Annotated in this window: 15 protein-coding genes; 9 read left to right on the plus strand and 6 right to left on the minus strand. The window is 61.3% G+C overall.

Annotated elements, in window-relative coordinates; genetic code table 11:
• The first annotated feature begins 94 nt into the window (after positions 1–94).
• On the plus strand, positions 95–940 hold the full coding sequence (locus tag ABNP46_RS06650; RefSeq protein WP_349921621.1) for an endonuclease/exonuclease/phosphatase family protein: 846 nt from the start codon (positions 95–97) through the stop codon (positions 938–940).
• 69 nt (positions 941–1,009) lie between these two features.
• Here ABNP46_RS06650 and ABNP46_RS06655 read toward each other — a convergent pair whose 3' ends face one another.
• Positions 1,010–2,557 carry a LysM peptidoglycan-binding domain-containing protein gene (locus ABNP46_RS06655; protein WP_349921622.1) on the minus strand — a complete coding sequence of 516 codons (1,548 nt, stop codon included), beginning with the start codon at positions 2,555–2,557 and terminating at the stop codon, positions 1,010–1,012.
• A 68-nt stretch (positions 2,558–2,625) separates the two neighbouring features.
• The gene (gene gloB, locus ABNP46_RS06660) at positions 2,626–3,390 is read right to left on the minus strand and encodes a hydroxyacylglutathione hydrolase (RefSeq protein ID WP_349921623.1); all 765 of its coding nucleotides are present in this window, start codon (positions 3,388–3,390) and stop codon (positions 2,626–2,628) included.
• A gap of 81 nt (positions 3,391–3,471) precedes the next feature.
• On the opposite strand from gloB, the gene ABNP46_RS06665 reads away from it, so the two are divergent.
• Entirely contained in the window at positions 3,472–4,194 is a 723-nt protein-coding gene (locus ABNP46_RS06665; protein WP_349921624.1) for a methyltransferase domain-containing protein, read from the plus strand.
• A 46-nt stretch (positions 4,195–4,240) separates the two neighbouring features.
• On the opposite strand, the gene rnhA is transcribed toward ABNP46_RS06665, so the two are convergent.
• On the minus strand, positions 4,241–4,705 hold the full coding sequence (gene rnhA, locus ABNP46_RS06670; RefSeq protein ID WP_349921625.1) for a ribonuclease HI: 465 nt from the start codon (positions 4,703–4,705) through the stop codon (positions 4,241–4,243).
• A gap of 75 nt (positions 4,706–4,780) precedes the next feature.
• Here rnhA and dnaQ point away from each other — a divergent pair, with 75 nt between their 5' ends.
• Both dnaQ and ABNP46_RS06680 read left to right on the plus strand, forming a co-directional pair.
• A complete protein-coding gene (gene dnaQ, locus ABNP46_RS06675; protein WP_349921626.1) occupies positions 4,781–5,515 on the plus strand; it encodes a DNA polymerase III subunit epsilon in 735 nt (244 codons plus the stop codon).
• Positions 5,512–6,756, plus strand: coding sequence for a TIGR03503 family protein (locus tag ABNP46_RS06680; RefSeq protein WP_349921627.1), 1,245 nt, complete (start codon positions 5,512–5,514; stop codon positions 6,754–6,756). Before dnaQ ends, ABNP46_RS06680 begins: the two co-directional genes overlap by 4 nt.
• 60 nt (positions 6,757–6,816) lie before the next feature.
• Here the strand turns inward: ABNP46_RS06680 and ABNP46_RS06685 are convergent, their stop codons facing one another.
• Together ABNP46_RS06685 and fadE are read right to left on the minus strand one after the other, a co-directional pair.
• Positions 6,817–8,334 carry an HD domain-containing phosphohydrolase gene (locus tag ABNP46_RS06685; RefSeq protein WP_349921628.1) on the minus strand — a complete coding sequence of 506 codons (1,518 nt, stop codon included), beginning with the start codon at positions 8,332–8,334 and terminating at the stop codon, positions 6,817–6,819.
• Between the two features lie 178 nt (positions 8,335–8,512).
• Positions 8,513–10,969, minus strand: a complete 2,457-nt coding sequence (gene fadE, locus ABNP46_RS06690; RefSeq protein WP_349921629.1) for an acyl-CoA dehydrogenase FadE — start codon at positions 10,967–10,969, stop codon at positions 8,513–8,515.
• Positions 10,970–11,231: 262 nt separating this feature from the next.
• On the opposite strand from fadE, the gene lpcA reads away from it, so the two are divergent.
• The 3 genes from lpcA to ABNP46_RS06705 all read left to right on the plus strand — a co-directional run bounded on the left by lpcA (position 11,232) and on the right by ABNP46_RS06705 (position 13,364).
• On the plus strand, positions 11,232–11,810 hold the full coding sequence (lpcA, locus tag ABNP46_RS06695) for a D-sedoheptulose 7-phosphate isomerase (protein ID WP_349921630.1): 579 nt from the start codon (positions 11,232–11,234) through the stop codon (positions 11,808–11,810).
• Between the two features lie 116 nt (positions 11,811–11,926).
• Positions 11,927–12,724: a class II glutamine amidotransferase gene (locus tag ABNP46_RS06700; RefSeq protein ID WP_349921631.1), complete on the plus strand. Its 798-nt coding sequence runs from the start codon at positions 11,927–11,929 to the stop codon at positions 12,722–12,724.
• 304 nt (positions 12,725–13,028) lie between these two features.
• On the plus strand, positions 13,029–13,364 hold the full coding sequence (locus tag ABNP46_RS06705) for an Hpt domain-containing protein (protein WP_349921632.1): 336 nt from the start codon (positions 13,029–13,031) through the stop codon (positions 13,362–13,364).
• Between the two features lie 15 nt (positions 13,365–13,379).
• Here ABNP46_RS06705 and ABNP46_RS06710 read toward each other — a convergent pair whose 3' ends face one another.
• On the minus strand, positions 13,380–14,303 hold the full coding sequence (locus ABNP46_RS06710; protein ID WP_349921633.1) for a gluconeogenesis factor YvcK family protein: 924 nt from the start codon (positions 14,301–14,303) through the stop codon (positions 13,380–13,382).
• A gap of 108 nt (positions 14,304–14,411) precedes the next feature.
• Here ABNP46_RS06710 and ABNP46_RS06715 point away from each other — a divergent pair, with 108 nt between their 5' ends.
• Positions 14,412–15,596: an FIST signal transduction protein gene (locus ABNP46_RS06715; RefSeq protein ID WP_349922411.1), complete on the plus strand. Its 1,185-nt coding sequence runs from the start codon at positions 14,412–14,414 to the stop codon at positions 15,594–15,596.
• Between the two features lie 23 nt (positions 15,597–15,619).
• Complete coding sequence (locus tag ABNP46_RS06720; RefSeq protein ID WP_349921634.1) at positions 15,620–17,701, plus strand: ATP-binding protein; 2,082 nt, start codon at positions 15,620–15,622, stop codon at positions 17,699–17,701.
• Positions 17,702–17,914: the final 213 nt, after the last annotated feature.

The raw sequence follows: 17,914 nt of genomic DNA on the forward strand, positions 1-17,914 counted from the left end.
ATGAGTCGGGCCGGACACGAATAATGAGACTAGTCGGCGTTCATGACATTTGTGATGGTCGTGGCGCCTTGCAGAGGCAGGTGGTTGTTAGCCAATGAAAAATAGTTATCGCATTCTGGGGACCTCCCTGCTGACGCTGGGGCTGGTCGGCTGTTTCGAGGTGCCGGATCAGGATCATCTGGTGACGGCGGCGGGCATAGTGCCCGGCATGAGCTGTAACAAACCACCGCTGGTGGCACTGGCATCCACTGCTTTACCTCGAGAATTTGGCATTACCGTCTGGAATCTCTACAAAGGGCAGCGTAAAAACTGGCAGGAAGGGCTGGATGAGTATGCCAAATCCCAGGATCTGGTGCTACTGCAAGAGTCCGCCACCCGGCCCGAGATGCTGGACTGGCTGAAGCGCGGGGACTTCCAGTGGCAACAGCTGCAGGCCTTCACCCAGGGCGGTGTCTCCTTCGGGGTGATGACGGTGGCCAAGACGCCCCAGGCCTTCGTCTGCGGCGTGCGCTCCCCCGAGCCCCTGCTGCGCATCCCCAAGTCCGGTCTGGTGAGCCTCTATCCCCTGCAGGGGGATCCGGATGGCGTACTGGTGGTGAACCTGCATGCGGTCAACTTCGAACTCGGCATGGCGACCTTCCGCGAGCAGATCAACGACCTGACCGCGCTGGTCCATCGCCACCAGGGGCCGGTGATCCTGGCCGGGGATTTCAACACCTGGAGCGACAAGCGGGAATACTGGCTGAACAAGCTGGTGGGCGAACTCGGTCTGCAGGAGGCCATCCCGGTGCCGGACTTGCGCCGTACCGCCTTCGGCCGCCCGCTGGATCACCTCTACTACCGCAATCTGGATCTGGTGGAGGTGAGCTCGCCGGCTACCGATGCCTCGGATCACAATCCCATCATGGCGCGCTTCGCGGCCCAGGCCATTACGCCTTAAGGCTCGCCGGATGGCAGACAAAAAAATACCCCGCACCAAGCGGGGTATTTTTTTATCCGGCGTCAGCCATCAGCTGTTGTTCTTCACGAACAGGGTCAGCTCCTGGCCCGGCTTGAGGTAGTCGCTCTTGCCAAGCTGGTTCCAGCGCATCACGTCGTTGACGGCGACCTGGAAGCGGGCTGCGATGGAGGAGAGCGAGTCTCCGCGGCGCACCTGATAGACCATGGACTTGTTGCTGCCCTTGCCCTGCTTCGGCCAGACCACCAGCTTCATGCCAGGTTTCAGGGCCGACTTGGCGTTCAGACCGTTCCACTTGGCCAGATCGGCGTGGGTGACCCCGTGCGCCTGGCTGATGCTCCACAGGTTGTCGCCGGAGCGCACCTGATACTGGATCTTGTTGCCACCGGTGCTGGCGAGCTGCTGCGGCTTGCTCTGGGCGGCCTGGCTCACCATGGCCTTGCCGCCATTGGGGATGATCAGGCTCTGGCCACGGCGCAGGTTGTTGCTGCGCAGGTTGTTGGCCAGCTTGAGCTGCTGCAGGCTCACCCCGTGATTCTGGGCGATGCGGGACAGGGTATCCCCGCTGGTGACCTGATAGGAGCGCACGCCACGGCTGCGTTCACGCTGGGGCAGATCGGCCAGGGCCAGCTCCAGAGTGTCGGCATACTCGACGGGCACCAACAGGTTGTAGGGGCCGCGGGGCGAGGTCATGCCACGTTTGAGCGCGGGATTGAGCGCCTTCAGCTGGGAGGCCGAAACCCCTGCCAGTTGCGCCGCCACGTTCAGGTCGATCTGGCCACCGGTGTTGATGGTCCGCAGTTGCGGCTTGTTGGCCAGCACCGGCAGGGTGACATCGTACTTGTCCGCGTTGCGGATCATGTCGGCCATGGCCAGGATCTTGGGCACATACATCCGGGTCTCGCGGGGCAAGTCCAGGGACCAGTAGTCGGTCGGTCGACCGGCCTTCTGGTTGCGGATGATGGCGTTGCGCACCCGGCCTTCACCAGCGTTGTAGGCGGCCATGGTCTGCAGCCAGTCACCGTCGAAGAAACGGTTCAGGTACTCCAGATAGTCCAGCGCGGCGTTGGTGGACGCAATCACATCGCGACGACCGTCATACCAGTTGTCGTGGCGCAGGCCAAAGTTCTTGCCGGTCGCAGGAACGAACTGCCAAAGACCAACCGCATTGCTGCGGGAGCGGGCATTGGGATCGAACATGCTCTCGATCATGGGGATGGTAATAAGCTCCATTGGCAGCTCACGCCGTTCGATTTCCTCTACCATCAGATACAGGTAGGGCTCAGCCCGGCTGGCAATGGTCGCCATATGCTTATCATTACGCAGTAACCAATCACGCTGCTGGCGGACTCGGGCATTATCGTGCGAGTCCAGCTGCATATCATCGCTGATACGCACCCACAGGTTATCGGTGTCATCCATCTCTTCTAACTGCTCGTCGCCGAACAGCATTCTGGAAGAGTGTTTCTTGTACGTTTTCTTGCTGACTTGGGGGGATTTGATCGGCTCGATTGCCGTTACCGCCCGGTCATCCTGATGGCTCAGGTTTTGACAGCCGCTGAGAAACAGCGCCGCCAATAAGGCCGTTCGTAGCTTCATCTCGCTCAGGTCATATTGGAAAAACAGCCCGCATCATAAGGGGCAACCGCCCCCTGATCAAGGTTTGTTCAAAAAACGTCCTTCCAGCGACGCAAGGTGGCGAAGGTATCCTCTGGATTTTCCAAGCATTTCAGGGCGTATTTTTCAGCAGAAAATTTCACTGAGTCCTGCTCGCAGCGGATAAATACGTTGAAATGGCGCTCATCTCCCAGACGGGAGGGGAGACTCGGAAGACCCTGTTGGCGCAGCTTGCTGATCAGCCCGATCTGGCGCTGGATCGCCGGGTTGTCCGGCTCCACCGCGTGGGCGAAACGCAGGTTGGAGAGGGTGTACTCGTGGGCACAGTAGAGAAGGGTGTCGTCGGGCAGGGCCGCCAACCGTTGCAAGGAGGCGTACATCTGGGCCGGGGTGCCTTCAAACAGACGGCCGCAACCGGCGGAGAACAGGGTATCGCCGCAAAACAGCATGCCGTTGCCGTAATAGGCGATGTGACCAAGGGTGTGGCCGGGCACGTGCATGACCTCCAGGTTCAGGCCATGCCAGCCGATCTGGTCGCCATCTTCCAGCCACTGCCCCTGATGATCCGGCATGGGATCATGTCTGGGGCCATACAGGCGAGCGTGGGGGAATTGACCGAGCAGTTCGCCCACGCCACCCACATGATCTTTGTGATGGTGGGTCAGCAGGATGGCATCGAGCTCCAGCCCCAGGGCCTCGAGCCGTGCCAGCACGGGCGCAGCCTCGCCCGGATCGACAACCAGGCAGTGATTTTCGTGTCGGATCAACCAGATGTAGTTGTCGTTGAAAGCGGGAATTGTGATGACGCTATACATGGGTCGGTGTCTCTTGGTGTTCTCTTTGTGGAAGGGATCTTATATAACAGGATGGCATTCGCACCCCGGATTGGTCCCATTATGCAGCTGGCTCGTACCGAACAACAGATCGCGATCCCGACCAGCTGGTCGATGCTGCCCATGGGCGACTGGGTGGCCGCCGAGCTGCAGGAGCGCCTCGATAACTGGTGCCCGCATCTGTTTGGCTATCATCTGCTGAAAATTGGCGCCCTGAGCGCCGAACTCTCCTGCGGCAACTCCTCCATTCGCCACCAGGTAGGCATCGCCCCCGAGGGGAGGGCGCTGGACATGGTGGGGGATCCTCTCGCCCTGCCGGTGCGCAGTGCCAGCGTGGATGCCTGCCTGCTCGCCCACAGCCTCGATTTTTCCCAGGATCCCCATCAGGTGTTGCGCGAGGCCGAGCGGGTGCTGACCGACGATGGCTGGCTCATCGTCAGCGGCTACAACCCCGCGAGTCTGGTGGGGCTCGGCCATTATGTGCCCTTCATGCGCCAGCACCTGCCCTGGTCGGCACGGATGTTCACCCCGGCCCGGGTGACGGACTGGTTGCAACTGCTGGGGTGCGAGGTGATGTTCGACGAGCGTTTCGGCTTCTCCTTCATGGGCAGGCAGAGCCGGGTAGCCTGGTGGCGGGAGAGCCTAGGGCGGGACTATTGCCGTTCCCTGGCGTCTGTCTATGTCATCGCCGCCCGCAAGCGGCGCTTCCCCATCACGCCGGTACGCCGCCGCTGGCGTCTGCCAAACTCGATGGCGGCACCGGGGATGGCGCGCCAGGGCGGATAAGCCGCCACTCAGGTCGAGTCGCGGCAGGGGATCTTCGCCCTGATGCTCAGGGCTGATAGCCGGTGTCTTCGGCCAGCTGCTTGCCGCTCGCCGCATCCCGGGCCAGTTCGTCGCAGCGTTCGTTCTCCGGGTGGCCGGAGTGACCCTTGACCCAGAGCCATTCGATCTGGTGGCGTGCCACTTCCGCATCCAGCGCCTGCCAGAGATCGACATTCTTGACCGGTTGACGGTTGGCCGTCATCCAGCCTTTCTTCTTCCAGCCGATGATCCATTGGGTGATCCCCTGGCGCACATACTGGCTGTCGGTGGTGAGTCTGACCTGGCAGGGCTCATTGAGGGCACGTAGCCCCATGATGGCCGCCATCAGCTCCATCCGGTTGTTGGTGGTGAGGCGGTAACCCCCCGCCAGCTCCTTGCGATGCTTGCCATAGACCATGACGGCGCCATAACCGCCGGGGCCCGGGTTGCCGAGGCAGGAACCATCCGTAAATAAATCAATCTGTTTTAACATGAGCAATCAATCTGTTTTAGGCTGAGCCTTGGGGTAAACTAGCGAGCAAAGCTGAAGTTTGACATAGATTGGATCATGAGCACACCCCAACTGAATCGCCAGATCATTCTGGATACTGAAACCACAGGTATGAACACGGCAGGCGGTCCCGTCTACCTCGGCCACCGCATCATCGAGATCGGCTGTGTGGAGGTGATCAACCGCAAGCTGACCGGCAACCATTTCCATGTCTATATCAAACCGGATCGGCTGGTGGACCCCGAGGCCATCGCGGTGCACGGCATCACGGATGCCTTCCTGGCGGACAAACCCGCGTTCAGCCAGATAGCGGACGACTTCATCGCGTTCATTCGCGGCGCCGAGCTCATCGCCCACAACGCGCCCTTCGACGTGAGCTTCATGGACTACGAGTTCAGCAAGCTCGGCCTGGGTTTCAAGACGGCGGACATCTGCGGCATCACGGATACCCTGGCGATGGCGCGGGATCTTTTCCCCGGCAAGCGCAACAACCTGGACGTTTTGTGCGATCGCTACGGCATCGACAACTCTCACCGTACCCTGCACGGGGCCTTGCTGGATGCGGAGATCCTGGCGGACGTCTACCTGCTGATGACCGGTGGCCAGACCAAGCTCAATCTGGCCAGCGAGAGCAGTGAAAGCGACAGCAATCAGGACACCAGCATTCGCCGACTGGCGGACGATAGAGCCCCTCTGCGGGTGATCCGCGCCAGCGACGAGGTGGTCGCGACCCATGAGTCGCGCCTCGATCTGGTGCAAAAAAAGGGAGGAGCCTGCCTGTGGCGGCAATGAGCAGATTCTGGGGCAGCCTGCTGTTGCTGGCTTCGTGTGGGGTAATGGCCAACGAGGTGTTTGCCCCTTCCGATGTCCCCTTGCTCGACAACCGGTTTCGCATCGATTACGGGGTGAAGGAGATTACCTTCATCATCAAACGCCAGCCGGGTACCCCCTCGGTGATCCTGGTGCGGCCCGATGGCAGCAAGCTCTACGCGGGCAAGGTGACCCCTCCCGATGTGGGCTGGCTGGCACTGCCACAGCAGGATCTCATCACCGTGCGTGATCCCATGCCAGGCCCCTGGCAGGCTATCGGCGCGGTGGATCCGGACAACCGGGTACGCCTGTTGACCGATATCCGGCTCGAGAGCAAGCCGCTGCCGGCCCGTCTCTATCAGGGGGAGCGTATCAAGCTCGAATCCCGCCTGCTGATCGATGGCGCGGCTCCCGATGCCAGCTACTACCTCACGGATCTCGGCATGACGGTGCGACTGCAGCAATTTGGCGATGACAGCCAGAGCGGAGAGCCCGTGCTGGAGGAGACGCTCGGACACTATCTCGATGACGGCAAGGGGCTCGATGAGCGACCAGGGGACGGCATTCTGACCGCCGAGGCGGTGGTGGAGGTGCCGGCGGGCAAGTACCGCGCGCTCTACAGCACGGGCAATCAGGTGTTCACCCGCGCCCAGTCACAGCAGGTTCTGCTTTATCCCATGCCGGTGAGCTATACCCTGACGACGCCCTCGGGTGAGGCGGGGGCCAGTATCGCCCTGCACATCGACGGGGAGGAGCTGGATCCGGCGTCCGTGGTCATTCAGGGCAAGGCGGCGAGCTCGACCGGGGAGCGTCAGGTATTCAATGCCGTGGCGAGCGGCCCTGACGTGCGCATCGATCTGTCCGGGCTCAAGGCGGTGGGGCAATACAAGGTGGAGACCACTCTGTTTGGTACGACCCGCCTCGGGCGCGAGATCCAGCTGCAGTTGCCGGTCAAGTCGTTCAACATCTTGCCGGTGCTGGCCCCCACGCCTTCTGCCGCGCCGGCGCCCAAGCCGGTCAAGTTCGAGGAGCGAGAGAGCCGAGCCTGGCTGCCCTGGGCCCTGGGTGGCGGTGCCGTGCTCCTGCTTCTGCTGGGAGGCGCCGGTTTCCTGCTGCTGCAAAAACGTCGCACTCTGCACAAGGCGATGGCCGCGCAGAAGGCGCAAAGCGACAATGCCGCCCCCCCTGTGCCCAAGCTGGATCTGAACCTGCCGCAGCAGTAAGGTCTGTTTGCAAAAAAGCCGCCCGATGGGCGGCTTTTTCATTGCGCGTTTCAGAAGGTCTCAATGTTCCCCGAGGTAGGTGTCCTTGTACTGATCGCGGATGTCGAGGAACTTGTCCAGGTTGGCCAGCATCAGATCAACCAGCTGGGGGTCGAAGTGTTGACCCCGCTCGGCTTCGATCAGCGCCAGCACCTGATCCTGTGGCCAGGCTTTCTTGTAGCAGCGATCCGAGCCCAGGGCGTCGAACACATCGGCCAGGGCGACGATGCGCCCCTCCAGCGGGATGGCCTCGCCGCCGAGTCCACGGGGGTAGCCGCTGCCGTTCCATTTCTCGTGGTGGCTGCCGGCGATGGTGGCACCTATCTGGAACAGCGCCAGATCGCTGCCGGAGAGCATGTCCTGCCCGAGCTGGGCATGGGTCTTCATGATCTCCCACTCCTCGGGGGTGAGCTTGCCCGGTTTGTGCAAGATGGCGTCGGGAATGCCCACCTTGCCGATGTCGTGCAGGGGTGAGGCGCGCTTGATGAGCTCGCAGCGCTCCTCCTGCATGCCGAGCAACTGGCAGAACAGCTCGGTATAGAGCGCCACCCGCTTGACGTGCATGCCGGACTCCTTGGAGCGGGTCTCCACCAGCTCGCCGATGCGATAGATGATCTCCCGCTGGTTGTCGCCGATCACCTCGTTGAGCCGGATATTCTCCAGCGCCACTATGATGTTCTCGGTAAACAGGCTCAGCAGGCCGGTATCCATCTGGTTGAGGGGGCGGCTGGTCTCGATGTGGAACAAGAGGTGGTGGCGGGCATTCTGGCAGTAGAGCACCAGCTGGTTGCCGTCGTAGACGTTGGCCCCCTTGGTCATGGCGCAGCGCAGTATGGCCGGCGCTTCGCTAAGACGCAGGGCGGGGCCGTCGCTGAGCAGGGGTTCGAGCACCTGATCCCGCACCTCGTAGGCCAGATGCTTCACGTCGTAGATCTGGGACTCTTCCAGATTGAGCAGGGCGCTGAGCTGGGTCTGGGCGCCTTCGACAAACTGGCGCAGAGCTCGCTGCTCGAAGATCCCCTTGGAGGCTTCGATCACCTTCTCCAGTCCCTGGCGGTTGCTCTCCAGCGCGCGGATGTCCCGATAGGAGCGCAGGCTGGCCCGCAGCAGGGTGCGCAGTTTCTGGGAGGTGAGCTCGGTCTTGTCCTTGTAATCGTTGATATCGTAGTTGGCGACGACATCATCTTCCGGCGCCTGCCCGGGCTGACCGGTACGCAGCACGATGCGCACCATCTTGTTTTGCAGCTCTCCCCGCACGAACTTCACCACCTCCAGACCGGCATGGTCGGCCTCCATGACCACGTCCAGCAGCAGGAGGGCGAGATCCGGGGTATTGGCGAGCAGGGCTTTGGCCTCGGCGGCCGAATAGGCATGCAAGAAGTCGATGGGTTTGCCGTCGAATTCGAACTTGCTCAGGGTGATCTTGGTGATGCGATGCACTTCGGGCTCATCGTCCACGATCATCACCTTCCAGCCGGGAAGGGAGGGGCTGGGCTGCTCCAGATCGTCGTCATCAATAATCAGGATTTGATCATCCATTATGCAATCCTGTCTTGGGTTCTGTGCTTACCTTAACTGCTTCACTCAGGATAGGAAACGGATTGATAAACAAAATATGATCCCGCTTCCTTCTCTTTATTCCAGCGGTTGTTGCGCCGCTGACCCGCCATGAAAAACGCCTCCACTAAGGGAGGCGTTGTGAGGTTCAACTCCGGGTTCAGGCCGCTCTGTGATAGACAGAAGGCTCAAACAGTGCCTTGTTGGCGACTAGATCGACGGGGTCGAAGTCGTCGACGTTGATGGTGCGCAGACGACTCAGTTCGGCGCGGCGCAGCAATTCGGCTTCGCTCTGGTTGATGACGCCGAGCGCAAGACCCGCCTCGGCGACCTTGTCCAGCTGGGTGAAGGGACGTTTGGCACCTTCCGCCTTGCAGATCTTGTCGAACAGAGGCTCCGCCGCCAGTACGTCATCCAGCGCCTGCTCCAGCAGGCCGAAGGGGTTGCCCTCCTCGCGGGTGAGGTACTGCCCCTCGGCCAGACGGTCACGGGTGGCACTCGGGGTTTGCAGCAAGCGGGCAACCTGCTGGTCCAGCTTGTCGGACGGGCGCTTCAGATCGCGGCCGAGCGGCAGCACGACGGCGCGAAGGGCCAATCCAATCCAGCGATTCGGGAAGTTGCGCAGCAACTCGTCGATCGCCTCCTGTGCCTTGAACATGGCATCTTGCAGCGCCCAGTGCAGCAGCGGCAGATCCGCCTGCTGACGACCCTCGTCCTGGAAGCGCTTGAGGGCGCTGGAGGCGAGGTAGAGCTGGCTCAGTACATCGCCGAGACGAGCGGAGACACGTTCCTTGCGCTTGAGTTCGCCCCCCAGGGTGCCCATGGCCATGTCGGACAGGAAGGCCAGGTTGGCGGACAGGCGGGAGAGCTGCTGGTAGTAGCCCTTGGTCTGATCCTTGTACGGCGCGCCGGCGAAGCGGGCACCGGTGAGACCCAGCCAGAAGCTGCGTACCAGGTTGCTGATGGCGAAGCCCACGTGGCTGAACACCGCCTTGTCGAAGGCCTTGAGCGCCACGTCCTGATCCGGGTGGCTGGCTGCCAGCATCTCCGGCAGAACATAGGGGTGGCAGCGGATGGCACCCTGGCCGTAGATGATCATGCTGCGGGTCAGGATGTTGGCCCCTTCCACCGTGACGGCGATGGGGGCGCCCTGATAGCCGCGCGCCAGATAGTTGTTCGGCCCCATGCAGATGGCCTTGCCGCCGTGGATGTCCATGGCATCGATGATGCACTTCTGGGCACGGTCGGTGAGGTGGTACTTGACGATGGCGGAGATGACCGAGGGCTTCTCCCCCAGATCGATACCGGTCACCGTCAACTTGGCGGCGGCGCCCATGATGTAGGCGTTGCCACCGAGGCGTGCCAGGGGCTCCTCGATGCCTTCCATCTTGCCGATGGGCAGCTTGAACTGACGACGGATACGGCTGTAGGCGCCGGTGGCCAGGGCCAGCATCTTGACGCCGCCGGTGCTGTTGGAGGGCAGGGTGATGCCGCGGCCGACGGAGAGGCACTCCACCAGCATGCGCCAGCCCTGGCCGGCCATGGCCGGGCCGCCGATGATGAAGTCCAGCGGCACGAACACCTCCTCGCCGCGGGTCGGGCCGTTCTGGAACGGCACGTTCAGCGGGAAGTGGCGGCGACCGATCTCGACGCCTTCGATGTGGGTCGGGATCAGGGCGCAGGTGATGCCGAGTTCCTCTTCTTCACCCAGTAAATGGTCGGGATCACGCAGCTTGAAGGCGAGACCGAGCACGGTGGCGATGGGGGCCAGGGTGATGTAGCGCTTGTTCCAGGTCAGGCGCATGCCGAACACCTCTTCCCCTTCCCATTCGCCCTTGCAGACGATGCCGAAATCGGGGATGGAGCCGGCGTCGGAGCCAGCTTCCGGGCTGGTCAGGGCGAAGCAGGGGATCTCCTTGCCAATAGCCAGACGGGGCAGGTAGTGGTCTTTCTGCTCCTCGGTGCCGTAGTGTTGCAGCAACTCACCCGGGCCGAGGGAGTTGGGTACGCCGACGGTGGAGGCGAGTACGGCACTGGCGCCACAGAGTTTCTGCAGCACGCAGGACTGGGCATAGGCGGAGAATTCCAGCCCGCCGTACTTCTTCTTGATGATCATGGCGAAGAACTTGTGATCCTTCAGGTACTGCCACACCTCAGGGGAGAGATCCGCGCGCTCGTGGGTCACTTCCCAGTCATTGACCATGCGGCACACGTCTTCCACCGGGCCGTCCATGAAGGCCTGCTCCTCGGCACTGAGGGTGGCGACCGGAATGGCGTGCAGTTTCTTCCAGTTTGGATTGCCGGCAAACAGGTCCGCTTCCCACCAGGTGGTGCCAGCCTCGATGGCTTCCTTCTCGGTGCGGGACATCTCCGGCATGATGGATTTGTAGATCTTGAACAGGGGTTTGGTCAGCTGGTTGCGGCGAAACTCCACCAGGTTGAGCGGGATGGCGACTACCGCAAACAGTGCCCACACCAGCAAGGGGACATGGCCATAGAAGGTGCCGATAACCAGGACTATCGCCGTGGCCAGCGTGGCGGTGAACAGGGACGCACGGCGATATGCCATGGCGCCGATCACCAGGATCACTCCGAGCAGAGTGAGGGTCGTCGTCATTTTTCGCTCCTTGAATGAGTTGCCGAAATGGGTTGAGACGGGATTGAACTGATCCAGAGGTCTGACCTGTTGGATGTGGCCTCTGTTGTAATTCATGGGCACAAAATTATCAAGCTGTTTACAAGCTGGTTACCTTCCGGGTGTGAGCCAGCTAACGCTCTGCTTTCCTGCGCGCTTGCCAGGGCAGGGGGGCGACGGCGGGATCAGCTTGTGCGACAATGGGGCAACCCTATGTTGGACGATACAAAGAGAGTTCAGACCCATGTACCAAGAACTTATCCGCAATGAATTGACCGAAGCTGCCAGCGTGCTCCAGGCCTTTCTGGCCGATGAGCAGAATCTGAAGAACATCGAGGCCGCCGCCATTCTGCTGGCTGACTCCTTCAAGCAGGAAGGCAAGGTACTCTCCTGTGGCAATGGTGGTTCCCACTGCGATGCCATGCATTTTGCAGAGGAACTGACTGGTCGTTACCGGGAGAACCGCCCTGGTTATGCTGGCATCGCCATCTCGGATCCGAGCCATCTCTCCTGCGTCTCCAATGACTTTGGCTACGACTATGTCTTCTCCCGCTATGTGGAAGCCGTCGGTCGCCGTGGTGACGTGCTGCTCGGCATCTCCACCAGTGGCAACTCCGGCAACATCCTCAAAGCCATCGAGGCCGCCCGTGCCAAGGGCATGAAGGTGATCGCCCTGACCGGCAAGGACGGCGGCAAGATGGCCGGCCTCGCGGACGTCGAGATCCGGGTGCCCCATTTCGGTTATGCCGACCGCATTCAGGAAGTGCACATCAAGGTGATCCACATCCTGATCCAGCTGGTTGAAAAAGAGATGGCCAAGTAAGCGGACGGGCCCACCGAATGGGGAGCCTTGTGGTCGGTATCGGCCCATGATGCCGCTCCCCATGCTGGCGGAGCACCCAGAGGGGATCCGCCATTGATCCAGGTTGTGGAGGGGATATGTGTGAACTGCTCGGCATGAGCGCCAATGTGCCGACCGACATCTGCTTCAGCTTTACCGGGCTGATGCTGCGGGGTGGCAAGACGGGGCCCCACAAGGATGGCTGGGGGATCACCTTCTATGAGGGGCGCGGTTTTCGCACCTTCAAGGATCCCGAACCCAGTGCCCAGTCGCCCATTGCCAAACTGGTACAGGCGCTGCCCATCAAGAGTCGCGCCGTGGTCAGCCATATCCGGCAGGCCAACCGGGGCTGTGTCTCTTTGGAGAACACGCACCCCTTCACCCGGGAATTGTGGGGACGTTATTGGACCTTCGCCCATAACGGCCAGCTGACGGGCTACAAGAAGCTGCCGACCGGGCGCCATCGTCCGGTGGGCGATACCGACAGCGAGCACGCCTTCTGCTGGCTGCTTGGCAAGCTGGAGCAGAAATACCCCAAGCGCCCCGCCAACTTCCCCGCCATGTTCCGCTACCTGGGCACGCTTTGCGACGAGTTGCGCACCCTGGGGGTGTTCAACATGCTGCTCTCGGACGGCGAATTCGTGATGACCTATTGCAGCAACAACCTCTACTGGCTGACTCGCAGGGCCCCCTTCGGGGAGGCGCGTCTGCTCGATGAGGATGTGGCCATCGATTTTCAGAGCGAGACCACGCCCAACGACGTGGTAACCCTGATCGCGACCCGGCCGCTGACCGGCAATGAAAACTGGGTGAAGATGGCCGCCGGAGAGTCCTGTCTGTTCCGGCTGGGTGAGCGGGTGGAAGGCAAGGGTCTTGGCGCAGACTCTCAGGCATAAAAAAATACCAGGGTAGAATCCTACCCTGGTTCTTCGCAGCAGCCATACAGGCAAAAAGGGATGAGAGAGGTGTTGCTGAGTCGCATCGTTCTCATGACTCACATTGTTATTTTGTTGTTAATTTTGTTGCAACATTAATTTTCATCTCACGATGTCAGCATCGCGATAACTTGAGCTGGTTCACATTATGGCGGGGGAGGTCAGTCGCGGACTGGGACTCATTCTTCCGTTGCCCGCAGATGACAGCCGGTTTCAGGATCGACTATATTGTGGTCTGTTTGGATACCATCAAAGGAATGGCAAGATGGAATGGCTGGATCAGAAGGTTCTGCGACAACTGGCGGAAGACATCGGACAGGAGATGATGCCCGTGGTCATCTCCGTGTTTGTCGAGGAGGTGGGTGAGCAACTGGCCCAGCTCAGGCCGCTGTACGAGCAGCGGGACTGGCCCGCCATGGCGCGCATTGCCCATAGCATGAAGTCCTCCTGCGGCAGTTATGGTGCCGAGCCCAGCTATCGGCAAGTGCTGGCGCTGGAGCTTGCCTGCCGCCAGGAGGATGCGCAGACCGCAGGGCAGCTATTGACCCAGCTGGAGCATTCCCTGCCACAGGTATTCTCCCACCTGGCATGCTATCACTGAGTCCGGCGACCGGACTCAGCCCAGCTTGTCATGGGCGAGGTGCCAACCCTGGATCACCCCGTCCAGCGCCAGCCTGAGTTTGCGGCGATCATGGCGATGGGGCAGTGCCGCCTCGCCGAGATCCGCCAGGATGAGGCGATGGGCCAGTTCGGGAACCGACTGCTCTTCGGGAGCCAGGATGGCATCGATGCGGCCGCTCCCAATTCTCTCCTCCAGCCAGCGATATTGATTGAGCAGCGTGAGCTGACCGGCGGGCCCCTCTTCTGCCACCAGATTGCTGATGAAGACGACGATGGCCTGGCTGCTTCGGATGGCATCTGCCAGCTCGTCGAGCAGCAGCGGGGGCATGACGGAGGTGAGGAAGCTGCCGGGCCCCAGGATGATCATGTCGGCCCGGGTCAGGGCCTGCACTGCTTCCCGGGTGGCCGGCACCATGGGGCTAAGTCCCAGTGACAGGGGGGGCGTCGTGAGCTGATCGATGGACACCTCCCCGAGGATCTGATCGCCACAGCGGGTGTGGGCACAGAGATCCGTGGGTTGCTCGGACATGGGGAGCAACTGGGGCTCGATTTTCAGCATGTCGCTGATGAGGCGAATGGCGTCGAGGGGCCGGATGCAGAGATTGTCCAGGGCCAGCAGCATCAGATTGCCAAGGTTGTGACCCGCGAGTTCCCCCTTGCCGGTGAAGCGGTATTCGAACAACAGGCTGCCGATGCCGGGTTCGGTCACCAACTGGTTGAGGCAGTTGCGCAAGTCTCCCCAGGCGATGCACTCCTGATTCTTGCGCAGGCGACCGGTGGAACCACCGTTGTCCGTGGTGGTGACGATACCGGTGAGACGAGGCCCCAGAAACGAGAGGGAAGAGAGCACCCGACCCATGCCGTGGCCACCACCTATGGCGACGACTCGTTCAAAGTCATTGATATTGTTCTGCCACATGTCTTTATCCTGCGGGGGCGGTGAACATCATTGTAGCCAAGGTGGCCAGTTAATTAATTGATAAGGGTATGATTTTTGCTTGCCTTGTGCATCGCATACCACGAGGAGATGGTGTTGAACTTCCTGACAGCTCACTCTATTGCACAGACGACCCCGCTGGCCGCCGAGCAGATAGCGGATAGGCTGTTCGATCAGATACCCCACCCCCCTTCACTCTTGCTGGTCTATTTTACTCAAGCCCACGATGTTGCGGTACTGCGCCAGACCCTCAAAAAACGCTTTCCTGAAAGTCGCCTCATCGGTTGCAGCTCCTGCTGCGGGATCCTGACCCAGGCTGGCCACCATGCCGAGCAGGGATGGAGCCTGGCGGTGGCCGCCTTCTATGACGACAAGGGAGCCTACGGTGTGGCGGGCCAGGCCGGAGAAACGCTGGATGCCCGCCAACTACTGCGCAGAGCCATCGCCGATGGGGGACGTCCCGGAGAGCTGCCGCAACTCATTTTGCTCCACACCAGCCCCGGGCTGGAAGAGGTGATGCTGGCAGGGATCGAAGCGGAGTTTGGCACGACGGTTCCCGTCGTGGGAGGGTCGGCGGCAGATGATGGCGTGAGGGGGCAGTGGCAACTGTGCTGGGACGAGGGCGACAGCCCGCAGGGCTGTGTGTTGGCGGTGCTCTATCCCGATTGCCAGCTCGCCTTCCAGTTCCATTCCGGCTATGTGCCGACCGAGCGACATGGCATCATCACAGCCCTGGATGGACGGGAGGTGCTGACCATCGATCATGAGCCGGCGGCCCGGGTCTATGCCCGCTGGGTGGAGCGTGAGGAGCCCTGGCAGACAGGCCCCATATTGCGGGAGACGACGCTTTCCCCGCTGGCCCGCCAGGTTGGCCTGCTCGATGATCTGCCCTATTACAAGCTCTCCCACCCCGAGGCCGTGACCCCGAGGGAGGGGCTTCGCCTCTTCACCGAGACCCGGGTGGGAGAGCGCTTGCAATTGATGTACAGCAGTCAGGAAGGACTGCTGCAACGCAGCCTGAATGCGGTGCGCATCGAACCCGAGTACGGGATGGCCGGCACTCTGCAGCCCTTCGGAGCCCTGGTCATTTTCTGCGCCGGCTGCCGTCTGGCACTCGGGGATGAGCTGAAGGACGTGGTCAGCCAGTTCCGCAATCAGTTGGGAGAGATCCCCTTCGTCACTCCGTTTACCTTCGGCGAGCAGGGGCGTCTGCCCCATGGCGAGCTGGCTCATGGCAACCTCATGGTATCGAGCGTCATTTTCCTCGATAGCTGAGCTGATACAGTGTTGGACACAAGATGATAGGCAATAGCGAACTCGAGGCTCTGGGTGACAAGCTGCAGACCACCCTGGTGGAACTGGTGCGCTGTCGGGAGCGAGAGGCCAAATATCGCCAGGAGTCACAGGCGCTGCTGTGCGGGGTGGCCACACTGGCAGATGCCCAGAGCCTGGAGCAGGTGCTGGACAGCCTCATCCTCGCGCTCAAGCCCTTTATCGGCTTCGAACAGGCGGATGTGATTGCCTGGACCCCGTCGAGTGGTACGACGCACCTCAGCACGCAGCCGGCGGAGGTGGGCCGCCCCTGGCCCCTGACTCCCCTTTTCTCACGTGCACTCGCAGGGGAAACCCTGGTGATCTACGACCCGACCCAGCTGCCTGAACTCGCCCCTCTGGTGGGCGTGACCGGGTGGGCGAGTGTGATGATGACCGGATTGCAGGCGCCGGGGTTTACCGGAGTCCTCGTCTGTCGGCACAGCGTGGCCGGCACCTTCGATCTCAAGAGCAAGGCGGCCATGCAGCGCTGCCGGCCGCTCATCTCCCAGGCACTGGTCAACATCGCCTACCGGGCTCGGCTGCAAGAGCAGGTCGAGCTCAAGACCCTGGCGCTGCAAGCAAGCGAGCAGCGTTTTCGCAGTTTTGCTGCCATGGCCTCCGACTGGTTCTGGGAGACGGATCCCGAGCACAGGCTTAGCTATGTGTCGGCCCCCGGTTATCAGGGGGAGCTGATCAGCCGCCAGACGGGTCGCAGCCTCTATGATTTTGCCCATGACAAGGGGGATCCCGAGTGGTGCAAGTACCGACGGCTCATCACACATCACCTCCCTGTGCGGGGGATACGGGCCCAGGTCGCCCTGGCCAGTGGTCCCTGCTGGATGGAGATCAACGCCGAGCCCTGTTTCGATGGGGCTGGCGCCTTCGTGGGGTATAGGGGGACGGCGCGGGACATCGGTATCCAGATTCGCCGCGAGCAGGAACTGGCGCGGGCAAGAGATGATGCGGAGAGTGCCAACCGGGCCAAATCGCAATTCCTCGCCATGATGACCCATGAGATCCGTTCCCCCATGAATGCGGTGCTGGGGATGCTGGATCTGTTGCAGCACGGGGAGCTGGCGACATCGCAGCAGGCGCTGCTTGGCCATGCGACCCACTCGGCGCACCTGTTGCAGACCATCATCGATGATGTGCTCGACTTCTCGAAGATTGAATCCCATACCCTGGCGTTGCATTGCGAGCGCTTTGAACCTGTTCGGCTCTGCCAGGCCCTGGTGGAGCCCTTGCAAGCCGAAGCCGATGGCAAGGGGGTACGCCTGCACTGGCTGCTGCACGAGGCCCTGCCCACCCATCTGCTGGGGGATCCGGTGCGTATCTCCCAGGTGATCGGCAACCTGCTTGGCAATGCGCTGAAGTTCACCGCCAGCGGGGATGTGGAGCTGCGGCTGGAGTGGCGCAGCGAGCGATTGAGGGTCTCGGTGACGGATACCGGCATCGGCATCTCCCCCGAGGATCAGGCCCTGTTGTTTGAGCCTTTTTATCAGGTCGACAGCTCCGCCAGCCGCCGTTTCTGTGGCTCCGGTCTGGGGCTCGCCATCAGTCGACGCCTGGTGCAGCTGATGGGGGGAGAGATAGGTCTGCAAAGTACGGTGGGGCAAGGCAGCTGTTTCTGGTTCGAACTGCCCGGCATGGCGGCACCTGGATCTGTTGTCGCCCAGCCACCGAGGGATGAAGGCGGGATCCTGGATCTGGATGTGCTGGTGGTGGAAGACAGCCCGGTCAATCAGCTGGTGGTCTCACTCATGCTGCAAAAACTGGTGTGTCGGGTAAGGGTGGCCAGCAATGGGCTGGAGGCGTTGACACTGGTCGGCGAGTTGTTGCCAGACCTCATCCTGATGGACATGCGGATGCCGCAGATGGATGGATTGGAGGCGACCAGGCGGCTGCGTGCCATGGGGTGCGAGGTGCCGATCGTGGCGCTGACGGCCAATGCCATGGCCGAAGACAGGGTACGCTGCCTCGCTCAGGGGATGAACGATTTCCTGGCCAAGCCCATCAGCCTGAGCCGACTGCGGAGCTGTCTGCTGCGCCATTGCCGGGAGCTTTGAGCGAATTTTGGATAAAAAAATGGTCAACCTGTTGGTTGACCAATTCTTCAGCAAATACTGAAGAGAGCACGGGATAAATCGGGTTGTACGATCCTATATGAAAAAGTCGTGCCAACTTTTACAGACCTGTTATTGCAGCTTGCAGCACGGTTTTGATGGTTTTATGGCTGCATGCGAGTCGCAAAATGCGAATGCTGTGTTTTCATTGTAAGA

It is taken from the genome of Aeromonas veronii (assembly GCF_040215105.1).
Taxonomy (GTDB): Bacteria; Pseudomonadota; Gammaproteobacteria; order Enterobacterales; family Aeromonadaceae; genus Aeromonas; species Aeromonas veronii_G.